This window comes from Actinoplanes siamensis (assembly GCF_016862395.1).
Classification (GTDB): Bacteria; Actinomycetota; Actinomycetes; order Mycobacteriales; family Micromonosporaceae; genus Actinoplanes; species Actinoplanes siamensis.
Window position 1 is genome coordinate 1 of the sequence record NZ_BOMW01000009.1, and the last position, 22767, is coordinate 22767.

16 protein-coding genes and 1 pseudogene are annotated in these 22767 nt (G+C 72.0%); 8 read left to right on the forward strand and 9 right to left on the reverse strand.

The window, feature by feature from the left end; all coding sequences use genetic code 11:
- Together Asi03nite_RS38420 and Asi03nite_RS04245 are read right to left on the reverse strand one after the other, a co-directional pair.
- A pseudogene (locus Asi03nite_RS38420) lies at positions 1 to 2980 on the reverse strand (hypothetical protein); the annotation flags it as partial.
- A gap of 1036 nt (positions 2981 to 4016) precedes the next feature.
- Complete coding sequence (locus Asi03nite_RS04245; protein ID WP_203677074.1) at positions 4017 to 4292, reverse strand: DUF6292 family protein; 276 nt, start codon at positions 4290 to 4292, stop codon at positions 4017 to 4019.
- 333 nt (positions 4293 to 4625) lie between these two features.
- On the opposite strand from Asi03nite_RS04245, the gene mptB reads away from it, so the two are divergent.
- The gene (gene mptB / locus Asi03nite_RS04250) at positions 4626 to 5414 is read left to right on the forward strand and encodes a polyprenol phosphomannose-dependent alpha 1,6 mannosyltransferase MptB (RefSeq protein ID WP_203677075.1); all 789 of its coding nucleotides are present in this window, start codon (positions 4626 to 4628) and stop codon (positions 5412 to 5414) included.
- Here mptB and Asi03nite_RS04255 read toward each other — a convergent pair.
- Both Asi03nite_RS04255 and Asi03nite_RS04260 read right to left on the reverse strand, forming a co-directional pair.
- On the reverse strand, positions 5309 to 5731 hold the full coding sequence (locus Asi03nite_RS04255; RefSeq protein WP_203677076.1) for a TIGR03618 family F420-dependent PPOX class oxidoreductase: 423 nt from the start codon (positions 5729 to 5731) through the stop codon (positions 5309 to 5311). The genes mptB and Asi03nite_RS04255 overlap by 106 nt on opposite strands.
- A 25-nt stretch (positions 5732 to 5756) precedes the next feature.
- The gene (locus Asi03nite_RS04260) at positions 5757 to 7178 is read right to left on the reverse strand and encodes a DUF2252 domain-containing protein (RefSeq protein WP_203677077.1); all 1422 of its coding nucleotides are present in this window, start codon (positions 7176 to 7178) and stop codon (positions 5757 to 5759) included.
- Between the two features lie 171 nt (positions 7179 to 7349).
- Here Asi03nite_RS04260 and Asi03nite_RS04265 point away from each other — a divergent pair, with 171 nt between their 5' ends.
- The 5 genes from Asi03nite_RS04265 to mmsB all read left to right on the forward strand — a co-directional run bounded on the left by Asi03nite_RS04265 (position 7350) and on the right by mmsB (position 14226).
- Positions 7350 to 8333, forward strand: coding sequence for a LacI family DNA-binding transcriptional regulator (locus Asi03nite_RS04265; protein WP_203677130.1), 984 nt, complete (start codon positions 7350 to 7352; stop codon positions 8331 to 8333).
- Between the two features lie 402 nt (positions 8334 to 8735).
- The gene (gene araA, locus Asi03nite_RS04270; RefSeq protein ID WP_203677131.1) at positions 8736 to 10223 is read left to right on the forward strand and encodes an L-arabinose isomerase; all 1488 of its coding nucleotides are present in this window, start codon (positions 8736 to 8738) and stop codon (positions 10221 to 10223) included.
- 28 nt (positions 10224 to 10251) lie between these two features.
- Positions 10252 to 11376, forward strand: coding sequence for a multiple monosaccharide ABC transporter substrate-binding protein (gene chvE / locus Asi03nite_RS04275; protein WP_239102373.1), 1125 nt, complete (start codon positions 10252 to 10254; stop codon positions 11374 to 11376).
- Positions 11377 to 11446: 70 nt separating this feature from the next.
- Positions 11447 to 12982 carry a multiple monosaccharide ABC transporter ATP-binding protein gene (gene mmsA, locus Asi03nite_RS04280; protein WP_203677078.1) on the forward strand — a complete coding sequence of 512 codons (1536 nt, stop codon included), beginning with the start codon at positions 11447 to 11449 and terminating at the stop codon, positions 12980 to 12982.
- Positions 12979 to 14226 carry a multiple monosaccharide ABC transporter permease gene (gene mmsB / locus Asi03nite_RS04285; RefSeq protein ID WP_203677079.1) on the forward strand — a complete coding sequence of 416 codons (1248 nt, stop codon included), beginning with the start codon at positions 12979 to 12981 and terminating at the stop codon, positions 14224 to 14226. Before mmsA ends, mmsB begins: the two co-directional genes overlap by 4 nt.
- A 70-nt stretch (positions 14227 to 14296) precedes the next feature.
- Here mmsB and Asi03nite_RS04290 read toward each other — a convergent pair whose 3' ends face one another.
- Together Asi03nite_RS04290 and Asi03nite_RS04295 are read right to left on the reverse strand one after the other, a co-directional pair.
- Positions 14297 to 15529 (reverse strand): DUF1501 domain-containing protein, encoded by a 1233-nt coding sequence (locus Asi03nite_RS04290; protein WP_203677080.1) that lies wholly within the window; start codon positions 15527 to 15529, stop codon positions 14297 to 14299.
- Between the two features lie 2 nt (positions 15530 to 15531).
- Positions 15532 to 17028: a DUF1800 domain-containing protein gene (locus tag Asi03nite_RS04295; protein ID WP_203677081.1), complete on the reverse strand. Its 1497-nt coding sequence runs from the start codon at positions 17026 to 17028 to the stop codon at positions 15532 to 15534.
- Between the two features lie 115 nt (positions 17029 to 17143).
- Here Asi03nite_RS04295 and Asi03nite_RS04300 point away from each other — a divergent pair, with 115 nt between their 5' ends.
- Positions 17144 to 18193, forward strand: coding sequence for an ROK family protein (locus tag Asi03nite_RS04300; protein WP_203677082.1), 1050 nt, complete (start codon positions 17144 to 17146; stop codon positions 18191 to 18193).
- Between the two features lie 307 nt (positions 18194 to 18500).
- Here the strand turns inward: Asi03nite_RS04300 and Asi03nite_RS04305 are convergent, their stop codons facing one another.
- Both Asi03nite_RS04305 and zwf read right to left on the reverse strand, forming a co-directional pair.
- Complete coding sequence (locus Asi03nite_RS04305; RefSeq protein WP_203677083.1) at positions 18501 to 18836, reverse strand: STAS domain-containing protein; 336 nt, start codon at positions 18834 to 18836, stop codon at positions 18501 to 18503.
- 215 nt (positions 18837 to 19051) lie between these two features.
- Entirely contained in the window at positions 19052 to 20542 is a 1491-nt protein-coding gene (gene zwf / locus Asi03nite_RS04310; RefSeq protein ID WP_203677084.1) for a glucose-6-phosphate dehydrogenase, read from the reverse strand.
- A gap of 180 nt (positions 20543 to 20722) precedes the next feature.
- On the opposite strand from zwf, the gene Asi03nite_RS04315 reads away from it, so the two are divergent.
- Positions 20723 to 21661 (forward strand): DHH family phosphoesterase, encoded by a 939-nt coding sequence (locus Asi03nite_RS04315; protein WP_203677085.1) that lies wholly within the window; start codon positions 20723 to 20725, stop codon positions 21659 to 21661.
- Positions 21662 to 21832: 171 nt separating this feature from the next.
- On the opposite strand, the gene Asi03nite_RS04320 is transcribed toward Asi03nite_RS04315, so the two are convergent.
- Positions 21833 to 22624 (reverse strand): DUF1775 domain-containing protein, encoded by a 792-nt coding sequence (locus tag Asi03nite_RS04320; RefSeq protein ID WP_203677086.1) that lies wholly within the window; start codon positions 22622 to 22624, stop codon positions 21833 to 21835.
- Positions 22625 to 22767: the final 143 nt, after the last annotated feature.

Genomic DNA, 22767 nt, shown 5'->3' on the forward strand with positions numbered 1-22767 from the left:
CGGTCTGCCCGGGAACCGGCTGGCCGGCTTGCGGGTCCGCCCACCGCGGAGCGGACGACACGGGTCCCGCGGACCCGGGCGCCGTCCGGCCTCCGCCGGGCTGGGCGGCTGTCCACTGTGCCAGCGATTCCGGCCGGCCGCTGGGTGAAACCGGACGGACGTCGGGCGTCTGCCCCTGACCGGGAACAGACTGGTCATCGCCCCGATGCGCGGGCGCGGAGACCGGCCGGGCCCCGGCGGCATGCGGTTGCCCGCCGTCCCACTGCGCGGCAGGGGAGACCGGGCCGGCGGCCGCTGCGGGCTGGGCGGCCGGAGCGATCGGCGCCGCGGGCGTGACCGGCTGGACCGGCTGCGGCGGAATGTACCCGGCGGGAGGGAGCGGTTGGCCGGGCCGCGGCGGGGCGTAGCCGGCAGGAACCACCGGTTGGCCGGGCTGCGGCGGGGCGTAGCCGGTCGGAGAGACCGGTTGGCCGGCTGGGGCAGTGGGCTGGACCGGCTGCGGGGGGACCGGGCCGGCGGGCGGAACGACCGGCGGCGGCGCGACCAGGCCCGGAGGCGGCGGAACCGGCTGGGCCGCCTTCGGGGGGACCGGGGCCGCCGGCTGGACCGGCGGCTGGACGGGGCCGGGCGTGGGCGCCGGCGGCCGGTTGACAGGCGCCGGAGCGCCCGGCCGGCCGGTGGCGTGCGGCGGCATCGGGGGCGCCTCGTCCGGGACGATCGCCCACGGCCCGTCGCCCTCGGGGAGGAAGACGTGCGCGGTACGCGGGCTGCGCCCGTTGCGCTGCTGCGGAACATTGGACCCGGGAGCCGGCGCCGGGATCGTGGGCCGGCCGGCAGCGTCCTGACCCGGCACACCGTCGTGGCGCGGGTCGGTCCCGCCCGGCGCGCCCTGCCAAGGGTTCCCGGCAGGCGCGGGCGTGCCGGGCTGCCAGGGGCCGTCGGTCGCCGGAAGCGTGCCGGCCTGCCAGGGGCCGCCTGCCGGTTCGGGCATGCCGTTCGGCACGGGGCCGGTGCTGGCCGAAGCCGCGCCCGAGTGATCCGGAACGGACATCGGCTCGGGTTGCGGGACGCCGTGGAACGGCTCGGCCGCCGCTGGGGCGCCCGCCGCGGGCGGACCGGACGGCGCCTGCGGTGCGACCACGCCGGGGGCCGGGGCGGACGGCGCCTGCCCGGGCTCGTTGCGCGCAGCTGTGGGCGTACCCGAATCGGGAGGAACGTCTCCCGCGGCTGCCGCGGGCGAAGGGACCGTCTGGGCCGGCACGGACGCCGCAGGCGTCGCCGGGACCTGGGGTGCGCCCGGGCCGATCACCCGCGCCGGGGGCGTCGGCTGCGGAGCGGCCACCACCCGCGGCGTGACCGGCGGCTCGCTCTTGATGACGCGCGGCGCGGGCGGCGGCGTGGCCCGGCTGACGACCTTCGGGGGTACGGGCGGGTCCGCGCGCCGCAGCACGCGGGGTTTGCCGTCGGCGCCCGCGGGCGGCTCGGGCGTCGGCCACGCGGCGGGCGGGGCCGGCTCCTCCGGCGTCTCGTAGTACTCCCCGTCCAGCACGAGCGGCTCGCCGCGGCCGGCGTCGACGCCATCGTCCGCCCAGTCCTCGCGCTCCTGCCGGACGAGGGAACGTCCGTCCCGGCCGGCGGCGCGGTCTTGCTGGGAACGGTCGTCCCAGCCGAGAGAACGGTGTTCCGGGGCGCGATCGCTCCGGCCGAGGGCCCGGTCGTCCGGGGAACGGTGTTCCGGGTCCCGGTCGTCCGTGGTCCGGGGATCGCGGCGGGCGGCCGGGCGGTCGCTCGCCGGCCAGCCTTCGTCCACCCGTTCGTGCGCCCGGTCCGCGTCCGTGCGCTCGTCGTCCCAGCCGTGCCCGCCGGTCGGCGCCAGTCCGTCGCCGCGGACCCGGCCGGCCCCGCGGACCGGCTCGTCGCCGTCGAACTCGTCGCGCGGCCGGCGGTCGTCGCGCCCGCGGCCGTCACCCCGGATCGCGTCGTCGTCGTGGCGGCGGCCGCCGTACCGCTCGTCGGCGCCGGCGGCCGGGACCTGCGCCCGCCCGGAAGCGGCCGGACGCTCGGGGCGCCGTGCCGGGCCGGGCCGCGGATCGTCGTCCTCGCGCCGCGGGCGGCGGCCACCCGGCGGCCGGATCGGGCCGAAATCCTCGTCCTCCCACGGCCGGGAGACCGTGCCACGCCCACGCTCGTCGGCGATGTTTCGCGGCATCGAGCCGGTCCCGCGGCGCTCGTCGAGCCGCTGCTCGGGGCGCTCGTCCGGCCGGGGGCGGCGGTCTCCGGGCCGTGGCACCGGGCCCGTGCCGCGCCGCTCGCCGACCGTGTCCCGGCTGTCGCGTCCCGGGCGGCCGCGCTCGTCGGCATCCCACCGGTCCGCCGGGCCGGACTCCGCGGCCCGCCGGCGTGACTCCACGGCGTCCCGCCGCTCGTCCTCGCGCCGGGCGCCGCGCCGGTCATCGTCCCAGCGTTCGTCGCGGCGCTCCGCCGGCCGCCGCCCGCGCGGGTCGGCCCAGGGCTCGTCCCGGTCACCGGCGCGGTCCTCGTCGTCGCGGCGGCGCGCGCCGTACCGGCCGGCCGGCCGGGCGTCGGCGGACTGCCGGCGGCGCTCCGGATTCTGCAGCGCCGCCGGGTCCACGATGGGGAAGTCCGGCTTGTCGAAGTCCACCCCGAGCTCGGGGCGGTTGAAGTCGATGTCGTCGAAGTAGTCCCCGGACAGGTTGTCGACGGACGTGTCGATCGGCACGAAGTCCGGATCGTCCAGCCAGCTCGGACGCTGGTCGTCGAACGGTGCGGCCGGTTTCTCCGCGTTACGGCGGGCACGCCGTGCGACCATTTCGTCACTCTCCGCAGAGCGGCGCGTGGGAATGACCGGATCGGGCACCGTTCGTTTCTCGAAATGGCGCTCCTGGGCCACGGCGTACTTCGGCATGAAGGAGTATTCGTTGTACTCCTCGTCCCAGTACTCGTCGTCCTCGAAGCTCATGACGCGGCTCCGTCACGGCTGGGGAACTTCCCGCCGCCCCGTCGCCGCATCTGTGCCACCGTCCTCACCTGGACCACCTCCGCGCCCCCGGTGCTCGCCCCTCGCGCCCCGGACCAACCAGCCGCCACGTGGTGGATGTGGAAGGTTAATCACGGATTTGCGTGCTGCGCCACCGCCCTGCGGGTCCCCCGGACCGGACACGCGAAGGCGCCGCGGCCGGTGACCGACCCGGCGCCGCAGCCCGCCGGGTGTGCTCGGTCGAACAGGGATACGTCCGCGACGTGCTCCCGGTTCAATGTTGTGAGCAGTGATGATGCCGGGTTTCCGGCGGCCGTCCAAGAGGCGCGCCGCAACGCGTTCCGATCAACTGCGGTGATTGGTTTCCGGATACCGGGCTACGATCGATTTAAGCGTTACTTAAGCTCCTTTTCAGGAAAGCTGCGAACGTGCGGGCGACCCTGAACAGGTGACGGAACGTGGTGAGCGACACGCCTGCGTTCCGCGGATCATGGGGGCCGGGCCTGGCACGGTTGTGGTGCGGCCGGGTCCACGAAGGACTCGGCGCCGGGAGAAGCGCCGCGCGAGTGCGGTGCTCCGGGAGCAGTGGTGCTCCAGGGCCCGCCCCGGGGTGCGGTGCTCCGGGGGTGCGGTGCTCCGGAGTGCGGTGCCCAGCGGCCGGGTCCGGTCCGGTGTGGACCGGAGCGCGTGCGGGGTCGGGAAGCTTCCCGGCCGAGCGGCTGCCGCCCCCCAGTTGTCGGCTGCCGCTTTCCGGTGCCCATGGGCGACGCGCCCGGGAGAGCCCCCGACTCCTCGGGCGCTTGGCGGATCAGGGCCCACCAGGCCGGGGCGAGAGGCGGCGGCGGGAGAGATCCCGCCGCCGTTCTTGTCGCCGCGTTGAGGGCGGTCGGGCGATCGGCCGGATGTCGCAGCACGGTGTGCGGGCGCCAGGAAAGGGTGCGATGCGGCGGCGCGGTGGCGGTGCCGGACGGCGTGGTGGTGATGCGGCGGCGCGGTGTGAAGGAGGCGGCCGATCGGGTCAGGCCGGAACGACCGCCCGCGCGACCTCCTCCGGCGTGGCGCGCACCGGCACCCGCAGCGGCACCACCGAGCGGCGGCCCGGCGAGTCGATCAGGAGCAGATACCAGCCCGACGCCGCGGACCAGCCCACCCCGGCCTGGTCGTGCACCCAGCTGACCACCGACACCCGGCTCAGGTCGAACGGGATCCAGCCCTCGTCGCCCTCGGCCCGCCAGTCCGCCACCGGCACTCCGGCGGCCTCCAGAGCCCCGGCCACCGCCCGCAGATAATCCATGCGTCCAGGCGACCACGCGGACCGCGCTGCTGGAAAGACCCGCTCGGCGGCGAGGGCCGCTCCCGCACGCCCACCTTCCTCGGCGCGCGGCACGGCGGCCAGTTCGCCCGGATCCACGCGAGCCCGGACGTGTTCGCGCACATCGGGCCGTTCGAGACGTTCGGGCGGACCGTGCAGGGGGCGATGGCCCGGCCGGCTGTTTCTCCGGGGCGCCCCGCGCCGCCGGGACGCTGCGGGCGCCGGCCGGGAGCGCCCCGGGTTGCGGCGCCGTGGCAGCCTCCGTCTACCGGGCTCGATCCGGGACGGGCCCGCTGACGGGGGTGTGAGGCCGGAGTGAACATCGACCGAACCGGATCTCCCGATCGCCTGTTCGACGTCTGCCGTTTCCCCGCGCTCGGCCTGCTGCTCACCCGCCGCCGCGACCATCTGCCGGTGTCGAGTTCCCGGGCCTCGCGCTGGGCCGGCGTGCTGGGCCCGGCGGCGGCCACGCTGGCCGGGATCACCGTGGCCGGCGGGCTGGATCTGGGCTGGATCGCCGGGATGCGGGACAGCGGCGAGCTGGTCCAGTTCAGCTCGATGCCGACAGCGGTCGGGATGACCCTCACGTACCTGGGGCGGCTGCTCGACCCGGGCTTCGACGCGGTCCCGGCGGTCCGCGCGGCCGCCTACGCCGTGCTCGCCGTGGCGCTGGTGGCGATCTGGCTGCGGGCGCTGCGGGAGCGGGCCGACCCGGCCCGTGCCGCGCTGTCCGGGGCGGCGGCCGCAGTGGTCGCCACGGTCGCCCTGGCCCCGGTGTTCCTGCCCTGGTACACGCTGTGGCCGCTGACGTTGCTGGCGGCGACCGGCTTCCGGACCAGGTTGGTCATGGTGGTCACGGTCATCGCGTCGTTCTCGGTGCTGCCGGACGGCTCCGGCCTGGTCGGCTCGCTGAAGTTCCCGGGCGCCCCGCTGGTCACCCTCTACCTGCTCCACCGGGGTGTGCGGTACCTGCGGCGGCGGTCCCGGGAGCGCGCGTTTCAGGCGATGGCGGCGGGGGAGGGCAGCAGCGAGGCCGAGCCCAGCACCCGGGAGACGGCCACCTCGATGACCACGCGGGCCGGGTTGGGTCGCGGCGTGCGGTAACGCCCGGCGTACCACCGCTCGGCCTCGGCCACCGACTCGGGGTCGTCGCGGATCACCGCGAGCCCCTCGACGGTGCTCCAGCGTGGTCCGTCGACCTGGCAGACGGCCACCCGCTGCTGGCCGCGGCGCACGTGGCGGACCTTGGCCGAGCCGCCGGAGGCGATGATCCGGGCGATCCCGGCGACCGGGTCGAGAGTGGCGCCGACCGCGACCACGTGCGGGGAGCCATCCGCGCGCAGGGTGGTCAGGGTGCACAGGTGCCGCTCGGTCCAGAATTCTCGCAGCGGTGCGGAGTCCAGGGGGATGGTGCCGCTCAAGCTCGTTCTCCCGTTCTCGTGCTTCTCATCCGGTCTCGGCCGCCAGTTCGCCGCGGCGGACCGCCGCCACCAGCGCCTCGTGGTCGCTCTCCACCTGGTCGGCGTAGAGCCGGGCGAACCGGGCCAGCGACTCGTCCAGCTTGCCGCTGCCGCCGCAGTACCCGGCGATCATCGACGCGCCACTGGTCCGGGCGTGTGACTTGGCCAGCAGATAGCCGCAGATCCCGGCGTAGTCGGCGAGCGCGCCGGCGTTGATGTCCTCGACGACTATCGCGCCCTTCATGTCGCGGAACTGCCGCACGTAGTACTGCTTGTCGCCGACGGTGGCCCAGCCGAGCAGCGGGTCGCTGACCGTCTGCAGCGCCTGCTGGTACTCCACCACACGCTGGCCCTGGTGGCGGTGCCAGGCCAGGGCGCCGTGCTGGTACTTCGCGACGACCGACCGGCGGGCCTGTTTCAGCTGCAGGAACACCACGTCGTCGGGATCCGAGCCCTCGCACAGGGCGACGTACGCCCGCAGGCCCACCGAACCCACGCCGACCACCTTGTGCGCCACGTCGACGATCCGGTACCCGCCGAGGATCCGCGCCCAGTGCGGCTTGAGCGTGTTGAGGTAGCCGTCCAGGGCCTCCTCGAGCAGCTCGCGGTCGCCGTCCGGGGGCCGGGTGATCACCGGCGGCTGCTCGACCAGCCGGCGGGAGCCGTCGCGGCGCTCGGTGAACCGGGGCAGCGCGCGGTCGCTGGTGCGCCGCCGGGCCCGGCGGGCGGCCCGCTCGATCTCGTCGCGGAAGCTGGCCCGGCTCGCGGCGCCGCGCATCGCATCCACGTCGAGCTGGTCGAACGAGCGGGCCAGCAGCGGCCGATCGGCCAGCTGGGCGATCTGCTCGCGGTACTCCTCGACGCAGTGCCGCACCGCGTCGGCGCAGGCGCTCTCCCGGAAGCCGTTGACCCGGCCGGCCACGTGCACGCTGACCACCAGGCGGCGCAGGTCCCACTCCCAGGGGCCGGGGTGCGCCTCGTCGAAGTCGTTGAGGTCGAAGACCAGTTCCCGTTCCGGGGAGGCGTAGAAGCCGAAGTTGCCCAGGTGGGCGTCGCCGCAGATGACCGGGGTGATGCCGGTGTGCGGCAGGGCGGCGAAGTCGTCGGCCATCAGGCCGGCGGTGCCGCGCAGGAACGCGTACGGGTTGGTGATCATGCGACCGATGCGCAGCGGCACCAGCCAGGGGAGGCGGCCCTCGTGCGAGGCGACCACCTGGCGCACCGGATCGGGCCGGCCGGTCGCCGGTCGCCAGTGCGCCATGTCCGACCGGGGGGACCGCTCGCGCAGCGACCGGCCGATCTCGTATCGTTCGGCGCGCGGCCGTGCGGGCCGGCGCAGGGAGGTGAAACCCTGGTCGCCGGCCGAGCCGATCGCGACGTGATTGCCGATCATGGGTGTCGCGTCCATCGCTGCCGAGAGTACGGGGCTTGAGGCAACCCTCGCCGTGGGGCTCGCGGCGCGGGCATTGTTATCGATAACATTCCCACACCGGGAGACGCGCGGCCTGCCGCTACGCTCCATCAGATCCGGACCTGGCGAGGTGCGCAAGTGGAGACCAAGGGACCCCGTTCCCCGGCGATGACTGATGTGGCGCGACTGGCCGGGGTCTCCCACCAGACCGTCTCGCGCGTCCTCAACGATCACCCGAACGTCAAGGAGCAGACCCGGCTGCGGGTCCGGGCCGCCATCGCCGAGCTCGGCTACCGCCCGAACCGGGCGGCCCGCGCCCTGGTCACCGGCCGGTCGCAGCTGATCGGCGTGGTCGCCCGCAACAGCATGCTGTACGGACCGGCCTCGATGCTCGCCGAGTTCGAGCAGGCCGCCGCGGACACCGGGTTCGCGGTGAGCGTGGGCAGCGTCCGTGAGCTGGACCGCGACTCGATCTCCGCGGTGGTCGACCGGCACCTGGACCAGCGGGTGGCCGGCCTGGTGGTGATCGCGCAGGTGGCGTCGGCCACCGAGGCGCTCGCCGAGATCCCGGCCGAGGTGCCCGTGGTCTTCATCGACGGCGACCCGGCGGCCGGCCGGTCGCTGGTCACCGTCGACCAGGTGGCCGGCGCCCGGGCGGCCGTGCGGCACCTGCTCGACCAGGGGCACGAGACGGTCTGGCACGTCTCCGGCCCGACCGAGTGGTTCGACTCGGCCGGCCGGATCAGCGGCTGGCGGCAGACCCTGCTGGAGGCCGGCCGAGAGGTCCCGCCACTGCTCAGCGCGGACTGGTCGGCCGCCGAGGGATACCGCGCCGGGCAGATGCTGGCGCGGATGCCCGAGGTCACCGCGGTCTTCGCGGCCAACGACCACCTGGCCCTGGGCGTGCTGCGGGCGCTGCACGAGCGCGGCCGCCGGGTGCCGCACGACGTCAGTGTGATCGGGTTCGACGACGTGCCCGAGGCGGCGTTCTTCATCCCGCCGCTGACCACCGTGCGGCAGTCCTTCGGCGACGTGGCGCGGGCTGCCCTGACGCTGCTGCTGGGCCAGATGAAGGAGGAGTCCGGGGCGGCGGACACGGTGATCGTCCCGGCACAATTGGTCAAGCGTGAGAGCGTGGCGCCGCCCGCCTGAACGGCTCGCGCGGGACGGTCAAGCGGCCGTTACCGCGTTGTTGCCAAGAGGCGTTGACACGAGAATTGTTAGCGATAACACTGTGATTCTCCCGCCGTGGTGTGGCCGCTGCCACTGCCCCGGCTCCCCCCGTGGAGGTTCCCATGCCCGTCGAGCCCGCCGTGCTGGCTGTCATCGGCGCCGGCCTCGCGACCCTGAGCGGTCCGCGGCGCCCGTCCGGCGGCGCCGGTGGCGCGCCGGCGCCGGGCCGGTCGCCTCGCCCACGCCGCACCGGCCCGACGGCACCCGGATTGCAACCAAGATGTACGTCTGGCTTTTTGCCGAGCGTTCGCTAGCTGACGATTACATTCAGTGATGTCTGACGGTACCGGCAGCCGCACCACCATCAACCTAAGGAACACGATGAAGCCGCAGATCTGGTTTCTGACCGGCAGCCAGCACCTGTACGGGGCGGAGACACTCCAGCAGGTCGCCGACCAGTCCGCTGAGATCCAGCGCACCCTGGCGGCCGGCCTGGGCGCCGAGCTCGTCACACGCCCGGTGCTCACCGACTCCGGCGCGATCAAGCAGGTGATGCTGGACGCGAACAGCGATCCCGACGTGATCGGTGTGATCGCGTGGATGCACACGTTCTCGCCGGCGAAGATGTGGATCTCCGGCCTGGACGCGCTGCGCAAACCGCTGCTGCACCTGCACACCCAGCACAACATCTCGCTGCCCTGGGAGTCCATCGACATGGACTTCATGAACCTCAACCAGGCCGCGCACGGCGACCGGGAGTTCGGGTTCATCCAGGCCCGGCTGGGCGTGCCGCGCAAGACGGTGGCCGGGCACGTGTCCGACCCGTCGGTGGCGGCCCGGATCGACGGCTGGGCCAAGGCCGCGGCCGGCCTGCAGCGCCTGCGCACCCTGCGGCTGGCCCGCTTCGGCGACAACATGCGCGACGTGGCCGTCACCGAGGGCGACAAGGTCGAGGCCGAGCTGCGGTTCGGCGTCTCGGTCAACACGTACGGGGTGAACGACCTGGTCGCCGTCGTCGACGCGGTCGGCGAGAAGGCGATCGACGACCTGATCGACGAGTACATCGAGCTCTACGACCTGGTCCCGGAGCTGGCCAAGGGCGGCGAGCGGCACGACTCGCTGCGCTACGGCGCGCGGATCGAAGCCGGTCTGCGGCAGTTCCTCACCGAGGGCGGCTTCGGCGCCTTCACCACGAACTTCGAGGACCTCGGCGGCCTGCGCCAGCTGCCCGGCCTGGCCGTGCAGCGGCTGATGGCCGACGGTTACGGCTTCGGCGGCGAGGGCGACTGGAAGACCTCCGCGCTGCTGGCCACGGTCAAGGCGATGGGCGCCGGCACCGGCCGCGGCACCTCCTTCATGGAGGACTACACCTACCACTTCGGTCCGGGCGAGCCGAAGATCCTCGGCGCGCACATGCTGGAGGTCTGCCCCACCATCGCCTCCGCGCGCCCGCGCGTGGAGATCCACCCGCTGGGCATCGGCGGCCGCGAGGACCCGGTCCGCCTGGTCTTCGACGCCGCGCCGGGCCCCGGCGTGGTGGTCGGCCTGGCCGACCTCGGCGACCGGTTCCGCCTGGTGGCGAACGTGATCGACGTGGTCGCGCCGGACGAGCCGCTGCCGAACTTGCCAGTCGCCCGCGCGGTGTGGAAGCCTGCGCCGTCGCTGTCGACATCTGCCGAGTGCTGGCTCACCGCGGGCGGACCGCACCACACCGTCCTCACCCAGGCCGTCGGCGCCGAGGTCCTGCGGGACTTCGCGACGATGGCCCAGACCGAGCTGCTGCTCATCGATGACCGCACCACGACCGACGACTTCGCCGATCGAGTGCGGTGGAACCAGGCGTACCACCGCCTGGCCCGCCCCCTGTAACACCGCTCTCTCAAAGAGGAGAACCACCGTGAAATACACCCGGCTCATGGCGGCCCTGGGCGCCGCCACGCTGGTCACGACCATGGCCGCCTGTGGCTCTTCGGAGAAGACCACGGAGAAGGAGGCTGGCAGCGGGAACAACTCCGGGGCGCTGATCGGCATCACCATGCCGACCAAGTCCTCGGAGCGCTGGATCCACGACGGCGACAACCTCAAGACGCAGCTCGAGGGCCTGGGCTACAAGGTCGACCTGCAGTACGCGGAGAACGACATCCCGACGCAGACCCAGCAGCTGGACAGCCAGATCACCAAGGGCGCCAAGCTGCTGATCATCGCGTCGATCGACGGCACCGCGCTCTCCACCCAGCTGGACAACGCCAAGGCCGCGAACATCCCGGTCATCGCGTACGACCGGCTGATCCGGGACAACGCGAACGTGGACTACTACACCACCTTCGACAACTTCAAGGTCGGTGTGCAGCAGGCCACCTCGCTGCTGACCGGGCTGGGCGTGCTCAAGGCGGACGGCAGCAAGGGCGACGCGAAGGGCCCGTTCAACGTCGAGCTGTTCGCCGGCTCGCCGGACGACAACAACGCGACCTTCTTCTTCAACGGCGCGAAGAGCATCCTCGACCCGTACATCAAGGACGGCACGCTGGTCGTGAAGTCCGGCCAGACCGACTTCAAGACGGTCGCCACCCTGCGCTGGGACCCGGAGACCGCCCAGAAGCGCATGGAGAACATCCTGACCTCCACCTACAAGGGCTCGGTCAAGGTCAACGGCGTGCTCTCCCCGTACGACGGCATCTCGATCGGCATCCTGTCGGCCCTGAAGTCCGGCGGTTACGGCACCGACGGCAAGTACCCGATCGTCACCGGCCAGGACGCCGAGCTCGCGTCGGTCAAGTCGATCATCAAGGGTGAGCAGTACTCCACCATCTACAAGGACACCCGTCAGCTGGCCAAGGTCACCGGCGAGATGGCCGACGCCATCCTGAAGGGCCAGACCCCGCAGACGAACAACACCACCGACTACGACAACGGCAAGAAGGTCGTCCCGGCCCAGCTGCTGCAGTCGGTCGTCGTCGACAAGGACAACTACCAGAAGGAAATCGTCGACAGCGGCTACTACACGGTCGACCAGCTGAAGTGATCTGGGTTCCGCGCCCCGCCCGCCGCCGGCGGGCGGGGCGCGGACTTCCTCGGCCCTTAGGAGGGTCTTCATGACCGACACGATCCTGCGGATGAGCGGTATCACCAAGACGTTCCCGGGCGTCAAGGCGTTGCAGGACGTCGACATCGAGGTTCGCAGGGGCGAGATCCACGCCATCTGCGGGGAGAACGGGGCCGGCAAGTCGACCCTGATGAAGGTGCTGTCCGGGGTCTACCCGCACGGCACCTACGAGGGCGAGATCCAGTTCGAGGGCGAACCCTGCCACTTCTCCGGCATCCGCGACAGCGAGCACCGGGGCATCGTCATCATCCACCAGGAACTGGCGCTCGCCTCGAACCTCTCCATCGCGGAGAACATCTTCCTCGGCAACGAGCGCAGCAAGCGCGGCTGGATCAACTGGAACGAGACGAACGCGGCGGCCGACGAGCTGCTGCGCCGTGTCGGCCTGGAGGAGAAGGCTGTCACGCCGGTGGTCGAGCTCGGCGTCGGCAAGCAACAGCTGGTGGAGATCGCCAAGGCGCTCTCCAAGGACGTGAAGCTGCTCATCCTCGACGAGCCGACCGCCGCGCTCAACGACGACGACTCGGCGCACCTGCTCAACCTGCTCCGAGGCCTGCGGGACCAGGGCATCACCTGCGTCATCATCTCGCACAAGCTCAACGAGGTGATGGGAATCTCCGATCGCGTCACCATTCTGCGGGACGGCAGGACGATCTGGACCGACGAGATCGAGAACCTCACCGAAGACAAGATCATCTCCGGCATGGTGGGCCGGGACCTCGAGCACCGGTACCCCGAGCACGAGCCGAAGGTCGGCGAGGAGGTGCTGCGGATCGAGGACTGGACGGTCCACAGTCCCACCCAGCCCGACCGGGCGCTGGTCCGCAAGGCCAACCTGACGCTGCGCCGCGGCGAGATCGTCGGGCTGGCCGGGCTGATGGGCGCGGGCCGCACCGAGCTGGCGATGAGCGTCTTCGGCCGCTCGTACGGGGTGAACATCTCCGGCCGCCTGATCAAGGACGGCAAGGAGATCCAGACCCGGACCGTACGCGAGGCGATCGACCACGGCATCGCCTACGCGACGGAGGACCGCAAGCGGTACGGCCTGAACCTGATCGAGGACATCAAGCGCAACATCTCGGCGGCCGCGCTGACCAAGCTGGCCAAGGGCGGCTGGGTCGACGGCAACGAGGAGTTCAAGGTCGCCAACGAGTACCGCGCCAGCATGAACATCAAGGCTCCGGACGTCGGGGCGGTGGTGGGCAAGCTCTCCGGCGGCAACCAGCAGAAGGTCGTACTGTCCAAGTGGATCTTCGCTGACCCGGACGTGCTGATCCTCGACGAGCCGACCCGGGGCATCGACGTCGGCGCCAAGTACGAGATCTACACGATCATCAACCGGCTCGCCGACGAGGGCAAGGCCATCCTCGTCATCTCGTCCGAGCTGCCCGAGCTGCTCGGGATCTGCGACCGCATCTACACCCTCTCGGCCGGCCGGATCACCGGCGAGGTGTCGCGCGCCGAGGCCACCCAGGAGAGCCTGATGACTCTCATGACGAAGGAAGAACAGGAGGTGGCGCCGTGACCGTCGCACCCACCAATGCCGAACTGTCCATGGACGAGGGACCGGCCGGTGCCCGGAACAAGGTGACGCGAAAGGTCAACTTCGACCTGAAGTCGAGCGGCATCTACATCGCGCTCGCCCTGCTGGTGCTGGGCTTCACCGTGGCGACCGGTGGCGACCTGCTGGCGCCGCAGAACCTCAGCAACATCATCGTGCAGTACTCGTACATCCTGGTGCTCGCGATCGGTATGGTGTTGATCATCATCGCCGGCCACATCGACCTCTCGGTCGGCTCGGTGGTCGCCGCGACCGGCGCGTTCGCCGCGGTCATGATGGTCGACTGGCACCTGTCCTGGCCGATCGCGGTGATCGTCACGCTGATCTTCGGCGCGGTGATCGGCGCCTGGCAGGGCTACTGGGTGGCGTACTTCGGCATCCCCGCCTTCATCGTCACCCTCGCGGGCATGCTGCTGTTCCGCGCGATCACCTACATGATCCTCGGCAACAAGGGCATCGGCCCGTTCCCGGACGAGATCCGCACCCTGGCCAACGGCTTCACCCCCGGCTTCCTCAACAACGTCGGGCTCGGCCCGCTGGGTGGCGCCGACCTGTTCAGCATCCTCGTCGGCATCCTGGTCGTGGTCGCGCTGGTCTTCGTGCAGTGGCGTGCCCGCGCCGGCCGGATCCGCTACAACCAGGCCGTCGACCCGATGTGGCTGTTCGTCCTCAAGGTCGCCGGCCCGGCCGTCCTGGTGATGTTCCTGGTCGTGCAGCTGGCCCGGTTCCGCAACCTGCCGTGGGTGCTCGTGCTGCTCGCGGCGCTGGTGGTGGGCTACACCTTCGTCACCAACCGGGCCGTGTTCGGCCGCCAGATCTACGCGGTCGGTGGCAACCTGCAGGCCGCGACGCTCTCCGGTGTCAAGGTCAAGTCGGTCGTCTTCTGGCTGTTCGTCAACATGGGCGTGCTGTCCGCGGTCGCCGGCATCATCTTCGCCGGCCGGCTGAACCTGGCCGGCCCGACCGCCGGCAACAGCTTCGAGCTCGACGCCATCGCCGCCGCCTTCATCGGCGGCGCGGCGGTGCAGGGCGGCGTCGGCAAGGTGGTCGGCGCGATCACCGGTGGCCTCATCATGGGTGTCATCAACAACGGCGCCGGCCTGCTGGGCTGGCAGACCGAGAAGGTCATGCTGGCGAAGGGCATCGTGCTGCTCGCCGCTGTCGCCTTCGACGTGTGGAGCAAGCGCCGCACCGCCGGCGCGAAGTGAGCGGTTCCCTCCGGTAACCGGACGAAGACGGCAGCCGCGCGGCACTCCCGCACGGCTGCCGTCGCTGTCTCTACCGCGCCGTGGCCAGCCCGAACGACGTGGGCCGCACACCCGGGAAGACGCCCTCCAGCGAGCCGAAGCCGCAGCGCTTCTGCAGCAGCTCGCCGATCACCGAGCGGTAGTCGCTGGTCGCGGCCAGATCACCGGCGACCAGCGCGCCGGGGGCGAGACCCGGCCAGTCGCCGTACACCCGCCCGCCCCGGATCCCGCCGCCGAGCAGCAGCATCGCGTTGCCGTGCCCGTGGTCGGCGCCCTTCGACGCGTTCTCCTGCACCCGCCTGCCGAACTCGCTGATGGTCAGCACTGTCACGTGGTCCATGGCGGCGCCCAGGTCGGTGCCGAACGCGGCCAGGGCCGCGGCCAGCTCGGCCAGGTTGTCGTACATCCGCTGGCCCTTGGTCGCCGGGCCCAGCCCCTGGTGCATATCCCAGTCGCCGCAGTCGACAGCCGCCGTGACCAGGCCGGCCTTCGCCTTGATCAGCCGCGCCACGTCGCGCAGCGCGGCACCCAGCTCGGTGTCCGGATAGGTGGCGGCCGGGGCGTACCCGGACTTGCGGATCACGTCCGTCGCGGACAGCGCGCGGTCCGCCGACCTCGCCGGAGCCGCCAGGGCGGCCGGCGCGTCCGCGTACATCGCCCGCAGCGCCGCGGCCATCGGCCGCTTCCCCTCGCCGGCCAGGGTGAACCCGTCGATGCTGGCCATCGGCACGTCGTCGGCCGCGCCCAGCAGGACCCGGGCCGGCATCGCCTGTCCCAGCGACACGCCGGCCAGCGGCACCGCCGCGCCGGTCAACCCGAGCATCCGGTCCAGCCAGCCGCTGCGGATCGACGTGCCGGGCGCGGCGTTCTCCAGCGCCTCCATCGCGGCGAAGTGCGAGCGCGTCGGGTTCGGCTGCCCCACGGCGTGCACGGCGGCCAGCCGGCCGCTCTGCCAGAACGGCAGGAGCGGCGCGAGCGCGGGGTGCAGGCCGAAGGTCCCGTCACCCGCGATGATCCTGTTCTTCGGTACGGCGATGGACGGCCGCGCCGCGTAGTAGCCCGGATCCCCGACCGGGGCGATCGCGGAAAGCCCGTCGAAGCCGCCGCGCAGCGACACCACGACCAGCGTGTCCCCGGTGTACCCGGCCGGCTCCGCGGCGAACGCCATCCGGGTGCTCAGCGCCGCCCCGGCCAGGCCGGCGAGCCCCGCGCCGAGCAGCTTGCGGCGGGAGGGCCCGCAACACGGTTCGGTCGTCGTCTTCATGATCACCTCAGCTGGAAGGACGGCGCGTCGAGGACGAGCGCGATCAGGTACGGAGCGTGCCCGGCGAGCGACTTGTCGAGAGAAGAGTTCGGCGACTTCCCGGCGACACTGAGCACCGCGGCGGTGTGCGCCGGCGGCAACGTCGTGCCGATCAGCCGGACGGCGAGCGCGTCGACCAGCCCGCCGTACGTCGCCGGCAGCGCCGGGACCAGCGAGCGCAGCAGATCCGCGGGACGGGTCAGCTGCTTCGGGTACCAGCCGGCCGCCAGGTTCAGGTGCAGGTTGCAGCGCAGCAGGAACGCCGACGGGGACGCCCAGGGCGCCGCGGTGTCCGGGTAGCCGTTCGGCGGCGTCCAGCGGAACGGCGCGTTCCCGGCCTGGACCAGGACCTCGTAGAGCGCGTCCAGGCCCTTCACGCCGCTCACCTCCGGGCGCAGGCCCAGCGCCCGCACCGCGGCGATCAGGTCCTCGAACGGGGTGCGGACCTTCCGGCCGGTCGACGCGGCGAACTCGGGTGAGGCGAACAGGGCGCGCAGCACCGGGACGATCGCGGTGTCGTTGTCCAGGTACACCTGGGCCAGGCGGGCGACGAGGGCGGCCGGGGGCTCGTCGGCGACGAAGCGGACACCGAGCTTGCGGGCGATGGTCTTCGCGGTGGCCGGGTGCCGGGCCAGGTGGTCCAGGAAGGCGAGCGCCGCCGACTCGCCGTCGCCCGCCGTGTTGGCGTGGCGGAAGCCGAGGATGTCGACGGCCCCCGTGGCGTGCGCCGACGCGTCGTACACGTAATTGCCCGCCTTGCTCACCGTCATGCCGGTCAGCAGCCGGGCGGCGTCCCGGACGTCGGACTCGTCGAAGACGAGGCCGACCGTGTGCAGCTCCATCAGCTCACGGGCGTAGTTCTCGTTCGGGTGCGCCCCGGAGGAGGAACGCTGGTCCAGGTAGGTCAGCATGGCCGGGTGCCGGGCGGCGTCCTTGAGCATGTCGGCGAAACGGCCGAAGGTGTGCCTGCGGATCACCCGGGCGTCGTAGTCGCACCGGCTGTCCCAGATGCCGCTGGACGGCGCGGCGACGTGCAGGTGGTTCGCCCAGAAGCCGGCGACCACCTCGAACAGCTGGCGCTCGCTCCACGCGGCCCGGGCGATCGCGGCCCGGCCCAGCTGGCGGAAGCCCTCGTAGGAGTTCTTCGGCAGGGCCGCGCGGACCTCGGCCGGGGTGGCGTCGGCCAGCGGGAGCCGCCGCAGCAGCCGGTCGCAGTCCGCGTCGGCGATCCGCTGGGGGGCCAGCTGGCGGTCCAGCCACGCGGTCGCGCCCAGCTGGCGGGCCTCGGCCAGCGACTGCGGGGTGAAACCGAAGGTGGCGCGGCGCAGCAGGTGGGCGATCGGGTCGCTGTCCAGCCTCAGCCCGGGCGCGGCGGCCGCCGCCGGCGCCGGCGCGTCGAGGACCAACCCGGCGGTCACGGCGGCGGTTCCGGCGATGAGGGTACGGCGCGTCGTCGTCACGAGAATTGCTTCGGCCCGCGCGGCCGGGCCCGTCGCGGCCGCAACCGTGACTAACGCGTCCGCAATCCACGAGCACCCGTGACCGGACACCGGTGACGGACGTAGGCTTCTGCTCGTGGATCAGGCTGAAGCGGTACGTACCCCGTCGTCCTGGGTCGTCGTCGGGCTCGACAACGGCGGCACCTGCAACAACGCCACAGTCCTCGACGCGACCGGGCAGTTCCTGGTGAACAACCTGGTGGAAAACCCGTCCCGGGTGCTGGACGGGCCGGAGTCGGCCGTCGAGTCGCTCGCCGAGGCGTTCGCCAACATCCTGGAGCTGACCAGCACGCCGCTGTCCCTGGTCCGCGCCGTCGGCCTGGACACCCCCGGCCCGGCCAGCGCCGACGGGGTGATCTCCTCCAAGGGCGCGACCAACTTCAACCAGATCTCCTGGCACGGGTTCGACATCCGCAGCGCCCTGCAGGCCCGCCTCGGCCTCCCGGTGATCTACAACAACGACGCCAACGCCGCGGCGCTCTACGCCCACCACCGGCACTTCGGCACCGCCGCGATGGAGACGTCGTCGGTCGCCGCGATCGTCGGCACCGGCCTCGGCGGTGGCGTGGTGGAGAACGGGCGGGTGGTGAAGGGCGCGGCCGGCATGGCGGGGGAGCTCGGCCACGTGCAGATCCCGCTGCACGGCGTGCTCGAGGAGGACCAGCCCGTGCCGGTCTGCAACTGCGGGTTCGAGGGTGACGTGGAGGCGATCGCGTCACTCACCGGGATCAAGAACAACCTGCTGCCGTACTGGGTGAAGCGTTTCCCGGACCACCCGCTCGCCGCCGAGCCGGTGGACAGGGCGGCCAAGCTGCTGCGCGGGTACGGGGAGAAGGATGATCCGCTCGCCACGGCGGTCTTCACGCAGCAGGCGCGGGCGATCGGCAAGCTGTTCACGATCGCCGCGAACTTCACCGATCCGGCGGCGTACTTCCTGGGCGGCGGTGTGGTGGAGGCGGCGCCGCACTTCCGGCAGTGGTTCCTGAACACGGTCCGGGAGAACACCCAGCTCCGTGACGAGCAGGCCAAGGCGGCTACGTTCGCCCTGGTCGCCGATCTGGACATGGCCGGCGCGCGGGGCGCCGCGGTCGCGGCCCTCGACGCCGTCTCCACAGGCGTCCGCTGATCCCCGCCCGCGGCCCGCAGCGACGCGCGCCGCGGCTCGACCCACGACGCGCGCCGCGTTTCTCCGTCCGCGCGAGGCGCTTGGTGGGCGCGAGTGCGGCGCGGCTCGTGGTTTCAGCTGGCAGTCATGGTTGTTCGAAGGGCGTCGGGAGAACCATGAGGGCCAGTCGGGGTGCGGGAGGCGCGGCAGGGCCGGAGTGGGGCGGCGGTCGCGTGGGTGGGCTGCCCGGGGAGTACGGGCAGCGGGGAACCGCGCGCCGCCCCCTGGAAGGGAGCGGCGCGACGGGGCTGGGCGGTGGATGTGCCGCTCAGTCTTCTTTCAACGCTGTGGCGACGTCGGGGAACATCGGCAGGTAGTCGGTCAGGCCGAGAGTGTCGAAGAGGCGGCGGAGGAAACCGGACGGCGCGGCGAGGCGGACCCAGCCGCCGCGTTCCATGGCGCGGCCGTGGGCGGTGACCAGGACACCGACGCCCATCGAGTCGCAGAAGTCGAGGCCGGCGACGTCCACCACGACACGCGGGGTGGGACGCTCGACCAGGCGGCCGAGGTTGGCCTTGAGAGCGGGCGCGGTATCGATGTCCAGGGAACCGCGCAGGACGAGGACGGCCGTGTTCGGTGGATGGTGCGCGACCGATACCTGCATTGTGCTGAGTTCTTCCGTTCGGGGGGCGAGCCCCAGTTCCGATCTCCTGGCCCATGCGGTACCGGCGGCGTCCGCGTGGCGAAGTACACGCCGGTATGCGACCTCTCCGCGGCCGACGCCGGCCACTGTGTGAAGTCTCGCTTCCCCGCGAGCCACGAGATCGAAACTGGGGGTGGAAGGTCAACCCTATGCGAGCCCACCCACACGCGCAGTGTTCAGATCGAGTTGCGCCACTTGCGGCCGTTGCGCCCGATCAGCCGGTCCGCGTCGGTGGGTCCCCAGGACGCGGCTTCGTACGTCGGGATCGGCGACCGGTCGTTCGCCCAGTGCTCGATGATCGGGTCGACGACCCGCCAGGACTGCTCCACCTCGTCGCTGCGGATGAACAGTGACGCGTCGCCGAGCAGCGCGTCCAGCAGCAGCCGCTCGTAGGCTTCCGGCGACTCCTCGACGAACGTCTGGTCGTAGGAGAACTCCATGCTGGCCGTGCGCACCCGGAACGAGTGGCCCGGCACTTTCGCGCCGAAGCGCAGCGAGATGCCCTCGTTCGGCTGGATGCGCAGGATCAGGGCGTCCGCGTCCAGCTCGGTGAGCTGGTTGGTCGGGATCGGCAGGTGCGGAGGGCGCTGGAACTGCAGCGCCACCTCGGTGACCCGGGCCGGCAGCCGCTTCCCGGTGCGCACGTAGAACGGCACGCCCGCCCAGCGCCAGTTGTCCACGTTCAGCCGCAGCGCCGCGTACGTCTCGGTGCGCGACAGCGGGTCGACGCCGACCTCCTCGCGGTAGCCGGCCATCAGCTCCTCGCGGGTGCCGCCGCGGGTGTACTGCCCGCGGACGGCGGCGTCGGCGATGTCACGGTCGGTGGGTAGCCGGATCGCCTGCAGCAGCTTCACCTTCTCGTTGCGCAGGCCCTCGGACTCGAACGAGGCGGGCGGCTCCATCAGCGCGAGCGCGAGCACCTGGAGCACGTGGTTCTGCACGATGTCGCGCATCGCGCCAGCCGACTCGTAGAAGCCGCCGCGGGTGCCGACGCCGAGGGTCTCGGCCACGGTGATCTGCACGTGGTCGACCCAGGAGCGGTCCCAGATCGGCTGGAAGATCGAGTTGGCGAAGCGCAGGGCCAGGACGTTCTGCACGGTGTCCTTGCCCAGGTAGTGGTCGATCCGGAAGACGCTGGGCTCGTCGAAGGCGGCGTGCACGACGCCGTCCAGCTCGCGCGCGGTGGCCAGGTCCCGCCCGTACGGCTTCTCGATCACCAGGCGCGAGAACGAGCCCTCGTTCGCCTGGTTGAGCCCGGCGCCGGCCAGCCCGCAGATCACCGGCTCGAACGCGTTGGCCGGGGTCGACAGGTAGAACAGGCGGTTGCCCGAGGTGCCGCGCTGGGCGTCCAGCTCGTCGAGCGTCTCGGCGAGGCGCTTGTAGGTGTCCGGGTCGTCGTAGCCGCCCGAGACGTAGCGGATGCCGCCGGTGAGCTGCCGCTTCTCGGAGAGGCTGCGGCCGCCGAGCGCGCTGTCCGCGAACTGCTCGTCGGACATCGGTGTGCGCGCGACGCCGACCAGCGCGAACTGGTCGGGCAGGCGGTTGTGGCGGGCCAGGCTCTCGACCGCCGGCAACAGCTTGCGGCGGGTGAGGTCACCGGAGGCGCCGAAGATCACCAGAGTGGCGGGTGGCGCGCTGCGCTCCTGGATGAGCTGTGGTTGGTCCATTACTCCGTGTCCTCCGACCGGTCGTTGCGTCCGTTTGAACCTTACGCAGCGGCCCCCGCCCATGGTTCATCCCGATGTGTGCCGCCGAGCACAATGCGGCCGCTTCCCTCGATGCGCCGAAGACCTAACCGATGAAAGTGGCAAAATGGGCGCAAAGGTCTGGCAACCGAGGGGGACCCCGTGAAGTACCGGCTCGTGACTCGCAGCGACTTCGACGGCTTGGTCTGCGCCGTGCTGCTACGGCACCTCGACATGATCGACGACATCATGTTCGTGCATCCCAAGGACGTGCAGGACGGCGTCGTCGACATCACCGACCGGGACATCCTCACCAACCTGCCCTACGACCCCCGCGCCTACCAGGTCTACGACCACCACCACTCGGAGACGCTGCGCAACGAGGGCGACCGGAGCAACCACATCATCGACGCGGACGCCCCGTCCGCGGCCCGGGTGATCTACGACCACTTCGGCGGGGTGGACCGGTTCCCCGAGGTCTCCGACGACCTGATGCGCGCTGTCGACCAGGCCGACTCCGCGGACTACTCGCTCACCGACATCCTCAGCCCGACCGGATGGACGCTGCTGAACTTCCTGATGGACAGCCGGACCGGCCTGGGCCGCTTCCGCAACTTCCGGATCTCCAACTACCAGCTGATGATGCAGCTCATCGACGCCTGCATCGAGCACCAGGACGTGCACGAGATCCTCGCCCTGCCGGACGTCTCCGAGCGGGCCACCCTCTTCCACGACTGCTCGGCCCGCTTCGTCGAGCAGTTGCACCGGGTCAGCCGGCTGGACGGCGACGTGGTCGTGGTCGACCTGCGCGACGAGGAGGTGATCGAGGCCGGGAACCGGTTCATGGTGTACGCGTTGTTCCCGGAGGCGCGCGTCTCGGTGCACATCCTCTGGGGCCGGCAGAAGCTCAACACCGTCTTCGCCTGCGGCAAGTCGATCCTGGACCGCACGTCGCCGGTGGACATCGGCGAGGTGATGCTGCGGTACGGCGGCGGCGGGCACATCGCGGCCGGCACCTGCCAGGTCCCGCACGACGAGTCGGACCGCGTCCAGCGTGAGATCATCGACGCGCTGCGCACCGAGCGGGTCGTGCCGGTCTAGACGGACGGGTGGGAAGTCGCCTTCCCACCCGCCCGCCGCGCGGATCACGGACCTTGCCCGGGGCCCCACCCGCCTGTCGTGGTGTGCGCCCCACGCGCATGCCCACGACTGCCTCACGCCCACCCGCGTGAGGGTTCCCGCTGCAGGACCCTGCCTGCGGGGGAGTCTTCGTCAGCTCTTCAGGCTCCAGCGGCCGGCCGCGACCGTCTCCTTCTCCTCGACCGGAGCGATGGCCTCCGGCGCGGTGGTCTCGTCGTCCTCGGGGGACGGGCCCTCGTCCGGTTCCTCCCGGGCCCGGTGTCGGCCGCGCAGCACCAGCCAGCCCGCACCGAGCAGCGCCAGCCCGGCCACCACCCAGCCCGCCAGCGAGAGCACCGCGGCGCCCCGGTCGTTGTCCTGCGCCTCCGCGACCGCCTGCCGGAACAGCGCGTCCTCGTCGGCGGCCGGGGCGCCGGTGGCGGCGTGCGCGTGCCCGGCCGCGGCGACGCTGCCGTCCGGGTCCGGGGTCAGCGCCAGGCTGGCGGTCATCCCGGGCGCGGCCTTGCCGTCGGCGTACTTCCCGGTCAGCGCGAAGGTGATCGAGCTGAGCGTGGGCAGCGGGCCGACCGCCACGCTCAGGTCCGCCGCGCCGCCCGGAGGGATCGAGGCGCCGCCCACCGCTACCCAGGTGATCGCCTTCGGCACCTGGGTGACCGGGCTGCCGTTGTGGATCGTCTTCAGCGGCTGGCTGAGGTTCTGCCACTCGATCCGCGGCGCCCAGTCGTCCACCGAGAGCGGGTACACCTCGGCGATCGGGCTGTCCGCCGGGATCTGGAGGGTGACCTGCGTCAACGGTCGGGCGCCGTCGTTGACCACGTGGTAGGTCAGGTTCTGCCCACTGCCCTGCGGCACGCTGGCCGGGCTGACCGTCACGTCGGCGAACGCCGGACCGGCGGTCGCGCCGAGCACCCCGACGGTCGTCACGAGAGTGAGCGCTGTTCCCAAATACCTCACGAGATTTAGTTCGGATCACGGGCCCCGAAGGTTCAACGGCCGCCGGAAACTTTTCCGACACTTTCCGAACGCCGCACCAACCCTGGTGACGGCCGGCGTCCCGGGGTGCCGGA

Coding starts and splice junctions, on each gene's coding strand:
- Asi03nite_RS04245 (WP_203677074.1), bottom strand. CDS start 4,292: ATGGATTATCTGCGGGCGGTGGCCGGGGCTCTGGAGGCCGCCGGAGTG.
- Asi03nite_RS04260 (WP_203677077.1), bottom strand. CDS start 7,178: ATGGACGCGACACCCATGATCGGCAATCACGTCGCGATCGGCTCGGCC.
- Asi03nite_RS04265 (WP_203677130.1), top strand. CDS start 7,350: ATGACTGATGTGGCGCGACTGGCCGGGGTCTCCCACCAGACCGTCTCG.
- araA (WP_203677131.1), top strand. CDS start 8,736: ATGAAGCCGCAGATCTGGTTTCTGACCGGCAGCCAGCACCTGTACGGG.
- mmsA (WP_203677078.1), top strand. CDS start 11,447: ATGACCGACACGATCCTGCGGATGAGCGGTATCACCAAGACGTTCCCG.
- Asi03nite_RS04290 (WP_203677080.1), bottom strand. CDS start 15,529: ATGAAGACGACGACCGAACCGTGTTGCGGGCCCTCCCGCCGCAAGCTG.
- Asi03nite_RS04305 (WP_203677083.1), bottom strand. CDS start 18,836: ATGCAGGTATCGGTCGCGCACCATCCACCGAACACGGCCGTCCTCGTC.
- zwf (WP_203677084.1), bottom strand. CDS start 20,542: ATGGACCAACCACAGCTCATCCAGGAGCGCAGCGCGCCACCCGCCACT.